Source organism: Aliiglaciecola sp., from assembly GCF_039982535.1.
Classification (GTDB): Bacteria; Pseudomonadota; Gammaproteobacteria; order Enterobacterales; family Alteromonadaceae; genus Aliiglaciecola.
In genome coordinates this window covers 21,694-35,489 of record NZ_JBDWYG010000011.1, presented here as the reverse complement: position 1 = coordinate 35,489, position 13,796 = coordinate 21,694, and the positions used below count along the sequence as shown (strand labels likewise).

11 protein-coding genes are annotated in these 13,796 nt (G+C 42.2%); 7 read left to right on the top strand and 4 right to left on the bottom strand.

What is annotated here, in order from left to right; genetic code table 11:
- Positions 1 to 103: 103 nt before the first annotated feature.
- The 4 genes from ABJV04_RS02255 (at position 104) to ABJV04_RS02240 (ending at position 4,464) form a co-directional block, all read left to right on the top strand.
- Positions 104 to 1,330, top strand: a complete 1,227-nt coding sequence (locus tag ABJV04_RS02255) for an acyl-CoA dehydrogenase family protein (RefSeq protein ID WP_348489491.1) — start codon at positions 104 to 106, stop codon at positions 1,328 to 1,330.
- Between the two features lie 86 nt (positions 1,331 to 1,416).
- Positions 1,417 to 2,427 (top strand): phosphotransferase family protein, encoded by a 1,011-nt coding sequence (locus tag ABJV04_RS02250; protein ID WP_348489547.1) that lies wholly within the window; start codon positions 1,417 to 1,419, stop codon positions 2,425 to 2,427.
- Positions 2,424 to 3,398 (top strand): NADPH:quinone oxidoreductase family protein, encoded by a 975-nt coding sequence (locus ABJV04_RS02245; RefSeq protein WP_348489489.1) that lies wholly within the window; start codon positions 2,424 to 2,426, stop codon positions 3,396 to 3,398. Before ABJV04_RS02250 ends, ABJV04_RS02245 begins: the two co-directional genes overlap by 4 nt.
- A gap of 106 nt (positions 3,399 to 3,504) precedes the next feature.
- Positions 3,505 to 4,464 carry a hypothetical protein gene (locus ABJV04_RS02240; protein ID WP_348489487.1) on the top strand — a complete coding sequence of 320 codons (960 nt, stop codon included), beginning with the start codon at positions 3,505 to 3,507 and terminating at the stop codon, positions 4,462 to 4,464.
- A gap of 14 nt (positions 4,465 to 4,478) precedes the next feature.
- On the opposite strand, the gene ABJV04_RS02235 is transcribed toward ABJV04_RS02240, so the two are convergent.
- The 4 genes from ABJV04_RS02235 to ABJV04_RS02220 all read right to left on the bottom strand — a co-directional run bounded on the left by ABJV04_RS02235 (position 4,479) and on the right by ABJV04_RS02220 (position 8,207).
- On the bottom strand, positions 4,479 to 4,874 hold the full coding sequence (locus tag ABJV04_RS02235; protein WP_348489485.1) for a DUF3718 domain-containing protein: 396 nt from the start codon (positions 4,872 to 4,874) through the stop codon (positions 4,479 to 4,481).
- A gap of 39 nt (positions 4,875 to 4,913) precedes the next feature.
- The gene (locus ABJV04_RS02230; RefSeq protein WP_348489483.1) at positions 4,914 to 5,450 is read right to left on the bottom strand and encodes a hypothetical protein; all 537 of its coding nucleotides are present in this window, start codon (positions 5,448 to 5,450) and stop codon (positions 4,914 to 4,916) included.
- Positions 5,451 to 5,611: 161 nt separating this feature from the next.
- Positions 5,612 to 7,258 carry a long-chain-fatty-acid--CoA ligase gene (locus ABJV04_RS02225; RefSeq protein ID WP_348489481.1) on the bottom strand — a complete coding sequence of 549 codons (1,647 nt, stop codon included), beginning with the start codon at positions 7,256 to 7,258 and terminating at the stop codon, positions 5,612 to 5,614.
- A gap of 181 nt (positions 7,259 to 7,439) precedes the next feature.
- Positions 7,440 to 8,207: a glucose 1-dehydrogenase gene (locus tag ABJV04_RS02220; RefSeq protein WP_348489479.1), complete on the bottom strand. Its 768-nt coding sequence runs from the start codon at positions 8,205 to 8,207 to the stop codon at positions 7,440 to 7,442.
- Positions 8,208 to 8,579: 372 nt separating this feature from the next.
- Between ABJV04_RS02220 and ABJV04_RS02215 the strand changes: the two genes are divergently transcribed.
- Genes ABJV04_RS02215 through ABJV04_RS02205 form a run of 3 tightly spaced genes read left to right on the top strand, consistent with a single transcriptional unit; the run spans position 8,580 to position 13,766 of the window.
- The gene (locus tag ABJV04_RS02215) at positions 8,580 to 10,700 is read left to right on the top strand and encodes a 3-hydroxyacyl-CoA dehydrogenase NAD-binding domain-containing protein (protein ID WP_348489478.1); all 2,121 of its coding nucleotides are present in this window, start codon (positions 8,580 to 8,582) and stop codon (positions 10,698 to 10,700) included.
- Positions 10,701 to 10,760: 60 nt separating this feature from the next.
- Positions 10,761 to 11,942 carry an acetyl-CoA C-acyltransferase gene (locus tag ABJV04_RS02210; protein ID WP_348489477.1) on the top strand — a complete coding sequence of 394 codons (1,182 nt, stop codon included), beginning with the start codon at positions 10,761 to 10,763 and terminating at the stop codon, positions 11,940 to 11,942.
- A gap of 24 nt (positions 11,943 to 11,966) precedes the next feature.
- Positions 11,967 to 13,766, top strand: coding sequence for an acyl-CoA dehydrogenase C-terminal domain-containing protein (locus ABJV04_RS02205; protein ID WP_348489475.1), 1,800 nt, complete (start codon positions 11,967 to 11,969; stop codon positions 13,764 to 13,766).
- The last annotated feature ends 30 nt before the right edge of the window (positions 13,767 to 13,796 follow it).

Here is a 13,796-nt window from a genome sequence, read left to right as displayed (position 1 = left end):
CAATTTATATATAAAACTAATACAAAAGTATTCGAATAATTAATTAAACTTATACAACTAATATCTCTACTATTTTTGTATTCTAAATCAGAGGATACATTTCATGCATTTCGATTACTCTCCAAAAACCCAAGCTTTACTTGATCGTCTTAACCAGTTTATGGACGAAAATATCTATCCCATAGAACAAGAATATATTGAGCTTGTGGACAATAATCCGCAACGCTGGACAACGCCTGCTTTAATGCAAGAGTTGAAAGAGAAAGCTAAAGCTGCGGATTTGTGGAATCTGTTTTTACCTGAAGAATATTTACCTTATGGGGCGGGTTTAACTAACCTTGAATATGCGCCATTGTGTGAAGCAATGGGCCGAGTGTTATGGAGCCCAGAAGTATTTAACTGTAGCGCGCCAGATACCGGTAATATGGAAGTATTATCTAAGTACGGCAGTGAAGCCCACAAAAAGCAATGGTTAGAGCCCTTGCTAAATGGTGAAATTCGTAGCGCATTTGCGATGACAGAACCTGCGGTAGCGTCCAGTGATGCTACCAATATCGAAACGGCTATCGTTCGCGATGGCGATGAGTATGTGATCAATGGCCGTAAGTGGTATACCAGTGGTGCAATGAATACCAACTGTAAAATCATGGTTGTCATGGGCAAAACAGATCCTTCTGCAGACCGACACAGACAACAATCTCAAATATTGGTACCAATGGACACCGCTGGTGTTACTGTTGTGCGTCCAATGAAAGCCATGGGCTTTTATGATGAGCCTATTGGTCATGCTGAAGTGTTGTTTGAAAATGTGCGTGTGCCTGCGAGCAATTTATTAGTCGGTGAGGGGGAAGGATTTGCTATTGCCCAAGGTCGTTTAGGGCCGGGTCGAATTCACCACTGTATGCGTCTTATCGGATGTGCTCAACGTGCTTTAGACTTAGCCTGTGAAAGGGTTGAGAAGCGTGTTGCATTTGGTCAACCTCTAAGTAAGCAGCAATCGGTGAGAGAGTCTATTGCGCAAATGCATTGTGACATAGAGCAGGCTAGACTGCTTACTCTTAAAGCGGCTGACAAAATGGACCGTTACGGTAACAAAGTATCACGAGATATTATCGCCGCAATTAAAATTGTTGCTCCGAGCATGGCGTGCAAAGTGATTGATCAATCTATCCAAATGCATGGCGCTGAGGGAACCAGTCAAGATACTGTATTGTCAGCTATTTATGCCTATGCAAGAACCATTAGATTAGCAGATGGCCCAGATCAAGTGCACATGATGCAACTCGGTCGCAATTTGATTAAAGATCATGTTGGAAAGCAACAAAGCTAGATTTAAACGCAGTATCAATTAATCAGCTAAATTAACTATTTAAAGAGGTTGAAGTGACGAAATCAGATTCAGTTAACCAACTTGATATGGAAACATTAGAAGCTTATTTTCGTGCCAACGTATTTGATTTTACGGGGGCCTTTAAAGCTGAAAAGTTTAGTGGCGGTCAATCGAATCCCACGTTTAAGATCACGGCGGGAGACACGAGTTATGTACTCAGACGTCAACCGCCAGGTAAATTGCTCAAATCTGCTCACGCAGTAGATAGAGAGTTTAAAGTTATCAATGCATTGCAAGATACTAAAGTGCCAGTGGCCAAAGTTTATCACCTGTGTGAAGACACCAGTGTCATTGGCAGTATGTTTTATGTGATGGAATATGTCGATGGCGCGGTTTACTGGAATAGTAGCTTGCCAGAGATTGATAGCAATGAAAAACGTCATGCAATGTATCAGCAGATGAGTCAAGTGTTGGCTGATTTGCATGCTGTGGATGTGGAAGAGGTAGGGCTGAGTGACTACGGCAAAGCCGGTAATTATTTTGAACGGCAGCTTAGTCGCTGGTCGAAACAATATAAATTATCAGAGATTGATCCTATTCCCGACATGGACACATTGATCACTTGGTTAAGCAACCATATTCCAGATGATGACGGCAAAGTATCCCTAGTTCATGGTGACTATCGTCTAGATAATTTAATGTTTTCGAAAACATCAGCAGAGATTATCGCGGTTTTAGATTGGGAATTATCCACTCTAGGGCACCCACTGGCTGATTTAGCTTATCAGTGCATGCAATTGCGTCTGCCAGCGCATATCGGCCATTCTAGTGGTTTAGGTGGCGTAGATAGGCAAGCCTTAGGCATACCCAGTGAGCAGGAGTTTGTTGATTGGTATTGTCAGCGTGCAGGTTTAGATAAAATTGAAAATTGGCATTTCTATCTAGCCTTTAGTTTCTTCCGTCTGGCGGCCATCGCCCAAGGTGTCGCTAAACGTGCCCAAGAAGGCAATGCATCCAGTGCACAAGCGAATAAGGTGGGAGCCATGGTACCGCCGTTAGCCAGAATGGCAGTAGAATTAATTGAGGAACATCAATGAAAGCAATAGTGTGTAAAGAGTTCGCCAGCGTCGAAAAATTGAGTTACGAAGATGTACCTGATCCAAAAGCTGAAAAAGGTCAGGTTGTTGTAGATATAAGTGCCTCTGGGGTGAATTTTCCTGATGGGCTATTAGTACAAGGCCTATACCAGATCAAACCAGACTTTCCATTTATTCCTGGTGGTGAAGTTGCAGGAGTGATCAGCGAAGTAGGGGAAGGGGTTCCACATTTAAAAGTTGGCAGTCGTGTTATCGCTCTGTGCATGTTAGGTGGGTATGCTGAAAAGGTCGCTGTTCCGGCTACCCATGTTCTGCCTTTACCTGATGAAATTCCTGACGATGAAGCTGCGGCCTTAGTTACCGCCCACGCTACGGCTCATCATGCGTTAAAACAGCGCGCCAACATTCAACCAGGGGAAACCTTAGTGGTTACAGGTGCAGCTGGTGGCACAGGGTTAGCCGCGGTCCAAATTGGTAAAGCCATGGGCGCGAAAGTGATTGCCGTTTGTTCTACGCAAGAGAAACTCGATATTGCCAAACAAAATGGTGCGGACATCCTGATCAATTACACCGAAAAGGATCTGAAAACAGCGTTAAAAGAAGCGACTGACGGCAAAGGTGCTGATGTGGTTTATGAGTGTGTTGGTGGGGATACCTTCCATGCATGTTCACGCAGTATGGGCTGGAATGGGCGATTGTTGGTGGTCGGTTTTGCTGGGGGCACTATCCCAGAATTCCCTGTTAACCTAGCGTTAGTGAAAGGGTATTCGGTGGTAGGAGTGTTCTGGGGTTCATTTACTCAGCATCAACCTAAAGAATTCCAAGCTAATATGAAAGAGCTACTTACTTGGTATTTGCAAGGCAAAGTAAAAGTAATTGTTGATCAAACATTGCCTTTAGAACGAGCGCACGAAGCCCTTAACAAGGTACTAGGGCGTGAAGTAAAAGGTAAAATGGCATTGCGACCTTAAACCGATTAATCCACTGTAGATGATATAAGTGGTTAATAATCGTGCTTGAATCACTGCAAGTGAAATAATACACTGCGGCCTCATTTTTCTGAGGCCCTTTTTATTCATGGATGTATCTGCGCGTCAATTTATCGTTTTACTGCTAGCAGGCTGGATGCTGCTAAGTGGTTGTTCGACCCAAAAGGCATTAACCAAAGCCGAGTTAGACGCGTTCAATGAGCACAATCAACTATTAAGTCAGGCAGAACATTTTGTCCATGGAAACATTTTTACGGGCATGGTTCATGTGCGGGCTAGCAGCTTACAAAGTTGGAATAACCTTTTAAAAACCTACTCTTGCTCAGCTGATCTAGACCACAGAACACTAGACAACTCTTATAATCAAAACCAACCCATTTTCACTGACGCTATGCAAACCTTGGCAGAGTCTGAGTCTCTATTTACCTCTGAACAAGAGAAAAATGTTTTAGCAGATGTTTCTCAACTCGCATATCGCCTTTTTAGCATCAGTTATGCAAAGGGTTATGCCCACCAAATAAAACTGGCGAATGAACTGTCTCCAGGTTTGCGAGACGAGCTATGCGATGGAAAAGTGGATGAAGGCAACGCTTACTATTTGGGGTATCGAAATTCGGTTGTCTGGCGTTCTTTTGATAGCGCTCTTCTGGAAAACTTAAATGGATTACAGGCGCATGCTCGTAATGGCGACAAAGCATTTCAAAAGTTACTTGATCAACATTACGCACAATTTGATGCATTGGTTTACAGTCACGCATATCAACAATCAGAGGCATATCAATCTTTGTTTTTTGAAATCAATAAGTTTGAAAACGTTGAATTATATGGCGAAGAAGTATCTCGACTGTCAATTCGTTATAGCGAAGTCGAGGTGCAAAACAAGCACAATGACTTTGCGTACCTGATGTTATCTTCTGGTTATCATTGGGGCATGATGTCTGTATTGGCATTGTTAGAGGAAGAGTATCCTCGAGTCCATGACCTTAAGAAAACTCAAGGAGTTCAATTGATACACCAAAGCGTTGATAATTTAAGTGAGAGTGATTAAGAACCATCAGGTTTCTACAGTTGGTTTGATAAAACATCTGAGCTGGGAGTGCCCATTAGGTTTTTTTCATTAATCCATTGTCGCAATGTTTTGCCGTCGCGTTCTGGGGCCGTTAATTTGCTCTTAGGCAGGTTTTTCATCAACAGTTGCGCTGTATGGTGAGCTTCATTTAGCAAAGCGGTTCTAATGAGACTCTGCCCACCACAACTAATTCCGTCATAATAGTGTTGTAGCTTCAGTCTATATTGGGTTCTCATTTCAGTCAGTTTTTGCTGCAAGTTCGAATAATCATCGGAAGCGACGATGGCACAAAGACTATTTAAAGCCGTATTGATATCTCCTTTAGCGTTGCTTGCATAAAAAACATTTATCATTACAAAGGTTAAAATAATAAATAATTTTCTTATCAACTGATTTATCCCTGTTTCAAATTGCTAATCAATTTAAGATTATTTTTCGAGGGGGAAGTTACGATTGTTTTTAATTAAACGTCGCCTTAAAGCAACGATGCCAATCAAAAAGAGTAACAAGGTGGGCGCGTTTGATATGGCGCTAGCGCTATTTATGAAGCTGAGCAAAATATAGTCGTCCGATGACCAGCGAGTATTATGTAAATCCAGTGCCAATAACTCGCCATTAAAATTAATATCAGATGCATTAAAACCCACCACATTAGTCAGTAAGTCAAAGTCGGCAGGATTGAATAGGCTGGGAACTATAGATAGGGTTAGTAATTCGTTAGCACCAAGTCCTAAGTTGTCTTGTAGGTTACTGATCATCAGTGAGTTATCTTCAAAATCTACACTAAGATAGGGGGTGCCCACCAATAATAAGTTAAATTCACTTTCATTCTCATTAGCAATAGACATTTTATTGTCACAATCCCAAATAATTGACGGCTCAATACCACAGACTACCTCAGTACCTATAATGGAGGCGTGTGCTGACCAAGAGCAGATCAATATCAAAGCGGTGAGTATTTTCATTCTAGAGCTGTCCGTTTTACTAATAAAAATTTTAGGGCTTAACTTTAAATTAATTTAGTTGGACAAAGATACAGAGGGATTGATACACGGGTATAGGGAGTAATACAGGAGGGGGATATATCATAAAGTGCTTAGCACTTTATGATATATGCTTGATTGCACTATTTGCTGGGGAATTCGTAGTCTTTAAAGGTATCCCGTAATGCTAATTTATTCAGTTTGCCGGTTGCTGTATGAGGAAGTTCTTTAGCAAAAACAACATCTTCTGGCAGTGACCATTTATGCATTCTGTCTTTCAAGTATTCAATCACATCATCACGGCTTAACTCGGCATTTTCAGCTAGCACCACGACTAACAAGGGGCGTTCTGTCCACTTCGGATGATAACGTCCAATTGCTGCCGCTTCGGCTATTTGTGGGTGGCTGGCTGCCGCGTTTTCGATGTCGATTGAGCTTATCCATTCCCCCCCCGATTTAATCACGTCTTTGGTACGGTCGGTAATTTGTAAATAGCCTTGTGGATCTATTGTGGCAACATCGCCGGTGTTCATCCATCCATCTGTATCTACTGGGCAATCAGCATCTCCAGGAGTTTGTGACATACCGTAGTAACCTGTTGCAATCCACGGCCCTTTGACTTTTAACGCACCAAAAGCAACACCATCCCAAGGTAACTCGTTGTTTTCTTCGTCGACAATTTTCATTTCGACGCCAAATACGCTTTTACCCTGTTTGAGTCTTAATTCGGTATCTTCTTCATCAGTGAGGTTTTCCATGCCTGGAGATAACGTAAACACAGTGCCAAGGGGGCTCATCTCAGTCATGCCCCAACCCTGTTTCACTTCTGTTTGATAGTCGTTTTTGAAGCGCTCAATGATGCCTCTAGGACAAGCTGCTCCACCGGAAGTAACGGCGCTTAAAGTAGGGACTTTTTTACCTGTTTTATCAAGGTATTCCAATAACGCCATCCAAATGGTGGGGACACCTGAACTGAGGGTAACCCCTTCGTTTTCAATCAAAGATTGTAAAGTTTCACCATCTGCCATTTTAGGCCCTGGCATAACTAATTTACTGCCAACCATGACTCCCGCATAAGGGATACCCCACGCATTAACATGGAACATAGGTACGATAGGCATGGTAACGCTTTTACATGAAGCGTTTGTGGTATCGGGCAATGAACCAGCATAGGCATGTAAAATAGTTGAGCGGTGGCTGTATACAACACCTTTTGGATTGCCCGTTGTACCCGAGGTATAACACATACCTGCAGCACTATTTTCATCGAACTCAGGCCATTGGTAGTTATCATCAAATTGGGCTAGGAGATCTTCATAGCAAATGACATTGTCTAAGGTCGTTTGTGGCATGTGATCTTTGTCGGTCAATACTACAATCTTTTCGACACTTTTCAGATGACTTTGTAACGACTCCACTAATGGCATCACTAACACATCAACGAACAAAATTTTATCTTCTGCATGGTTGATTATGTAATTCACTTGTTCGGGAAAAAGTTTTGGGTTGATCATATGGCAGACCATACCTGTCCCGGAAATGCCGTAATATAGTTCAAGGTGACGATAATCATTCCAAGCTAAGGTGCCTATGCGATCGCCAAATTCGACACCCATGGACTCCAACGCATTAGCTAATTGGCGAGTACGTTTGGCAAAATCTTTATAGGTATATCGATGTCTTGGATTGTCTGCGGTGACAGATACAATTTCACGGGTGGGGAAGTTTCTTTCAGCATGACGCAAAATTGACGATATCATCAATTGCGTTTTCATCATTAGTCCTTGCATTTATCGGCTCCTATTTAGGGAAATAAATTGTCATTTAATATAGCGATATTGGTTATTGTGGAGGTGCAGTATCAGTTTATTAATAACCTTTAATATCAGTATTTTAGTGTTTATGTGATTGCTGTTTAGTGCCAGCTAGTTCAGCTGGCACTTCGGGCGTTTTACCAAGCGCTGACGCCCTTTACCAAGCGCTAACGGCTCCATCAATCGCGATGGTTTGGCCGCTCATATACGAGTTGCCAGGCGATAAAATCAATATCATGGTATTCACTATTTCTTGGGGGGCACCTAAGCGTCGCATGGGTGATCCTTGAGCTAAACGTTGTTGATTTTCTGGAGAGTCAAAACCGTCTACTGCTAAAATATTAGTCGGACTATAAAAAGGGCAGATAGCATTAGCACGGATCCCTTTTTTGGCATATTCCACGGCGGCAGTACGGGTTAAACCAACCACTGCGTGTTTCGCTGCGGCGTAAGCTGCACCTTTAGGCGCGCCACCGATGCCAGCCATTGAACTTAGGTTGAGAATATGTCCAGATCCTTGTTTTAACATGGCCTCAATTTGGTACTTCATGCCATATAAAACACCATTTACATTAACTGCCATTTGCTTGTCCATAATGCCTTGATCGATTTTATGCAGGGGCGTTAAAGCATGGGCAATGCCAGCGTTATTTACACCTATGTCTAACCTACCAAATTTTTCCATGGCGGCATCTACCATTGCCTTAACTTGGTCTTCTTCGCTGACGTCACAAAGCATTGATATAACTTGGTTTTCACCCAACTGAAGAGAAGAAACCGTTTTGTCTAGTTCTTCACGATTTATATCGCTTATTACTAAGTTGCAACCTCTAGCTGCTAATCCTTGTGACAGCAGACGACCAAATCCACTGGCAGCTCCTGTGATCATGGCCACTTGGCCGCTAAAATTGAGAAGTGAGTCCAAAAAAATATACCTTCTTTAAAAACAATTTAAATCGTATTAACAACCTTTCAGCTACTACTTTAGCGCGCAATGATGTTGGATTTAGTTGTTGAAAATCAGTCTAAATCTAACCATTTTTTAATAAGCTAAAAAATATCTTTGTGTTAATGGCATGTAAAGCTAGACACTTAGAAAATCAGATGCAAAACCGAAAGTCAACAGCTGTGAAGTAAGCGTCTATAAGCAGTTTGGCTGATAATCAGCAAAATCAACTGTTATCGGGTATATCAATTTCATTTATTTCTAATTATAAAATCAATAAATTTGGATGATTGGTTGGGCTGGCCTAGTATCTTCGTTCTATTAATTCATAATCTAAAAATAGAGGATTTTATGAGCGCTGAACAATCTGCTGCTGTAGTAAGTCAAATTCAAGGTGAAGTCGCCTTAGTGATGATGCAAAACCCACCCGTCAATGCATTGTCGAAGTCGGTACGAATAGGATTAATTGACGAGATAAAAAAAGCCCTAGAAGATTCAAATGTGAAAGCAATCGCTATTTCATCTCAGCTAGGTTTATTTTCCGGTGGTGCTGATATCAGCGAATTTTCTTCAGGAGATATTGAGCCTCCTTTACCCGAAGTCCTCGATCTAATTGAAAATGCCAACAAACCCATTATCGCAGTATTAAATGGTCCAGCCTTTGGTGGCGGATTAGAGGTTGCTTTAGCCTGCCATTACCGAATTACTTTTGCTGCCAATAAAGTTGGCTTGCCAGAAGTGAATTTGGGAATTTTACCTGGTGCTGGTGGTACTCAGCGTTTACCACGTTTAGCCGGTGTAGCTAAAGCGTTGGATATGATTGTGTCTGGTAAGCCTGTTAAAGCTTCTTCAGTGTCTGGTGTGTTCGACCTAATTGTTGAAAAACCTGAAAGCTTATTAACTGATAGTTTGGCATTCATCCAGGGGCTAATCAGCGATGGTTGTCCAATCAAACGAGTAAAAGACATCGAGATTGATCCTGCTACTGCCCCTGCAGAATTGTTTGCGCAGTATCGTCAAGGAATTGCCAAGCAAGCCCGTGGTTTCTTCTCTCCAGAGCGCTGTATTCAAGCTGTTGAAGCTGCAGTTCGCTTACCTCTTGATGAGGGCCTCAAAAAAGAGGGCGAATTGTTTATGGAGTGCATGAATTCACCTCAAGCTCGTGCGCAACAGCATTTCTTCTTCGCTGAAAGAGCAGCAGGGCACGTTTCCGATTTTGATAAATCCACCCCAGTCAGAGAAATTAAGTCTGTCGGTATTATTGGTGCAGGCACCATGGGCGGCGGCATTGCAATGAATTTTGCGAACGTTGGTATCCCTGTTGTCATGCTAGAGCTTAAGCAAGAAGCCCTAGACAAAGGCTTAAGTGTTATTCGTCGTAACTACGAAAACTCTGCGAAGAAAGGCAAGCTTAGCCAACAAGATGTTGAAGACCGCATGGCATTGTTACAAGGCACAACAGAATACGCGGGTTTAGCCGATGTCGATTTAGTTATCGAAGCGGTATTTGAGAAGATGGATGTGAAAAAGCAAGTTTTCACTCAACTTGATGCCGTTTGTAAACCAGGTGCAATTTTAGCTTCCAATACCTCTACCTTAGACGTAAATGAGATCGCTGAGTGTACTTCACGTCCAGAAGATGTGATTGGTTTACATTTCTTCAGTCCAGCCAACGTAATGAAGTTGTTGGAAGTGGTTAAAGGTGAAAAGACCTCTGCTGATGTGATCAAAACAAGCATGCAATTAGCCAAGAAAATTCGCAAAGTGGGTGTGTTAGTTGGCGTATGTTTCGGTTTTGTGGGCAACCGTATGATCGAACCTTATAGCCGAGAGTCTAACAGAATGCTTCTTGAGGGCGCATCTCCAGAGCACGTGGATAAAGTCATCTATGATTTTGGCTTACCCATGGGACCATTCACTATGGGTGATATGGCCGGTTTGGATATTGGTTATTTCATCCGTCAATCTAGACAAGAACATATTGCTCATGATCCAACTTATGCCGTGGTCGCCGATCGTTTGGTCGAAGATGGCCGAGTGGGCTTAAAAGTGGGTAAAGGTGCCTACCTTTATGAGAAGGGTAATAGAAAACCTATTTTAGATCCTGCAGTAGCAGAGATTGCCAAAAAAGAAGCTGAGCGTCTAGGCGTTGAGCAGCGTGAGCATAGTGATCAAGAAATTCTAGAACGCTGTATTTTCACACTTATCAACGAAGGTGCTTACATTTTGGAAGAGGGCATTGCCGCTAAATCCAGTGATATCGATGTGATCTATGTATACGGATATGGTTTCCCTGTGCATCGTGGTGGCCCTATGCAATACGCGGATGAAATTGGTTTAGATAAAGTGTATGCCGCCATGTGTAAATACCGTGATGAGTTCGGCGAATACGGAAAAGCTTGGTTTGAACCAGCGCCTTTATTAAAACAACTAGCAGAGCAAGGTAAGCGATTCGCTGACTTCCGTAAGTAAGCATTATCAACAGCAAACGTATTTTAAGATTTTAAGAAAACAAGAATTTAAGGAAAGACTATGAAAGAAGCAGTAATTGTTTCAACAGCACGTACTCCAATTGGCCGCGCGTATCGCGGTGCCTTTAATAATTTAGAAGCACCAAGCTTAGCCGGTCACGCTATTAGCGCTGCGGTTAAAAAAGCCGGCATTGATCCAGCAAGTGTGGATGACGTTATTTTAGGTAGTGCCTTAACACAAGGCTCTGGCGGTATGAATATTGGTCGTTTAGGTGCTCTTGCTGGCGGACTACCTGTGACTGTTGGTGGCATGACGCTAGACCGCCAATGTAGTTCTGGAATGTATGCTATCGCCACTGCAGCGAAACACATTATTACCGATAATGTGCCTGTTATGGTTGCGGGAGGATTGGATTCAATCAGCTTAGTTCAAAACGATAAAATGAACATGTATCGCGCGGTTGATAAAGCTTTAGTAGCCAAGCACAAAGATATCTATATGCCTATGTTGCAAACCGCTGAAGTGGTTGCTAATCGTTATGGCATCAGTCGTGATGAACAAGACGAATACGCTTATCAAAGTCAAATGCGTACTGCTGCTGCACAAGAAGCAGGTAAATTTGACGATGAAATCGTTCCTGTAACTGCAACCAAAGTTGTTTTTAATAAAGAAACTAAAGAGCAAAGCTTACAAGAAGTTACCTTGACGAAAGATGAAGGTAATCGTGCTGAGACGACTCTTGAAGGCTTAAATAACCTTAAACCTGTCATCGAAGGTGGCTGTATTACGGCAGGTAACGCAAGTCAACTATCTGATGGCGCTTCAGCCAGTGTAATGATGGACAGCAAACTAGCTGAGCAATTGAACCTTAACGCGTTAGGTGCGTATAGAGGCATTGCTGTAGCTGGCTGTGAACCAGATGAAATGGGCATAGGTCCGGTTTTTGCCATTCCTAAGTTGCTTAAACAGCATGGTTTGAAAATGGAAGATATTGGTCTTTGGGAGCTTAATGAAGCCTTTGCTGTACAAGTGCTTTATTGCCAGAAAACCCTTGGTATTCCAGCTGAACTACTTAACGTAAATGGCGGTGCGGTTTCTATTGGACACCCTTACGGTATGAGTGGTGCGCGTATGGTTGGACACGCATTAATTGAAGGCAAGCGCAGAGGCGCTAAATACGTAGTATGTACTATGTGTATTGGCGGTGGCATGGGCGCTGCTGGTCTGTTTGAAGTATATTAATAGAATAATAAGGTAGTAAAAATTATGCAAAATTATAAATCTCCGGTACGTGATACCTTATTTGTTATGAACGAACTGCTTGGTTTTGAAAAACACTATGAAAAATTAGGTTTTGAAGATGCCAATCCAGAAATGGTTGAAGCTATTACATCAGAAGCTGCGAAATTTACTGAAAACGTATTAGCGCCAATCAATGCTATTGGTGATGAAGTAGGGTGTAAGTGGGAAGACGGCAACGTCACCACTCCTCCAGGTTTCAAAGAAGCATATAAAACCTATTGTGAAGGCGGCTGGCCGTCAATGACACATCCAGTTGAGTTTGGTGGTCAAGCATTACCGTATTCTCTGGCCTCAGCAATTGCTGAATGGACTTCTGGTGCAAACCATTCTTGGGCAATGTACCCAGGGTTGAGCCAGGGTTGTATTGCCACTATCAATAGTCATGGTACAGAAGAGCAAAAACAAACATTCTTACCACCACTAATTGAAGGTCGCTGGACAGGCACCATGTGTTTGACCGAATCACATTGTGGTTCAGATTTAGGTATGTTGAAAACCAAAGCGGTTCCAAATGATGACGGTACTTATAGTCTGACAGGAACAAAAATCTTTATTTCTGCTGGGGAACATGATTTCTCTGACAATATCGTGCACATCGTACTTGCTCGCTTGCCAGATGCACCAGCAGGAACTAAAGGTATTTCATTGTTTGTTGTACCTAAATTTAACGTTAACGAGCAAAGTGAAATTGTTGATCGCAATAATGTTAATTGTGGCTCAATTGAACACAAGATGGGAATTAAAGCGAGTGCCACTTGTGTGATCAATTTTGATAATGCTAAAGGTTACTTAATTGGACCACCAAACCGTGGTTTGAATTGTATGTTTACCTTTATGAACAGTGCTCGAATTGGTACCGGTTTAGAAGGTCTAGCTGGAACAGAAGCCGCGTTTCAAGGTGCATTAGCTTACGCTAAAGACAGATTACAATTCCGTTCTACTAAGGGCGCTGTTAATCCAGACGGTCCAGCAGATCCTATTATTGTACATCCAGATGTTCGTCGTATGCTGCTAACCCAAAAAGCTTTCGCTGAGGGGAATCGTGCGTTAGCCATTTATTGTATGCAAATGGTAGATGTTACCCTTTACAGTGAAGACGAAGCAGACAAACAAGTTGCTGAAGCTAAATTGGCATTATTGACCCCTATCGTTAAGGCATTCTTAACGGAAACTGCCCAAGAAGCTACTAGTTATGGTATGCAAGTCTATGGTGGTCATGGGTTTATCAAAGAGTGGGGCATGGAGCAATTAGCTCGTGATACACGAATTTGTACTATGTATGAAGGCACCACTGGTATTCAAGCAATTGATTTATTAGGTCGTAAAATTTTAGGTTCTAAAGGCCAACTGTTAACGATTTTTATTAAGGAAGTTCAAGAGTATTGCTTGAGTGTTCGTGATAAGTCTCAATTTAATGCATGGTCAAATGCAATTGAATCACACATTGATGAGTGGTCTCAAATGACTCAGGAAATTGCTAAACGTTCAGCTAGTAATCCTGATGAAGTGGGCGCAGCATCTGTAGATTACCTAATGTATTCTGGCTACATCATTGTTGGTTACTTATGGCTGAAAATGGCTGTTGTTGCACAGGAAAAGCTAGATGCTGGCACTTCTGAAGTCGCTTTTTATGAAGCGAAACTGCAAACGGCTGACTTCTATTTTGCACGTTTACTTTCACGTACGCGTTCTCATGCATCGGCTATAGAAACAGGTTCTGAAAACTTAATGAGTATGCCTGTTGATTATTTCTTAATTGACTAAACTGACATTAAAAATGTAAGTCGATAAATA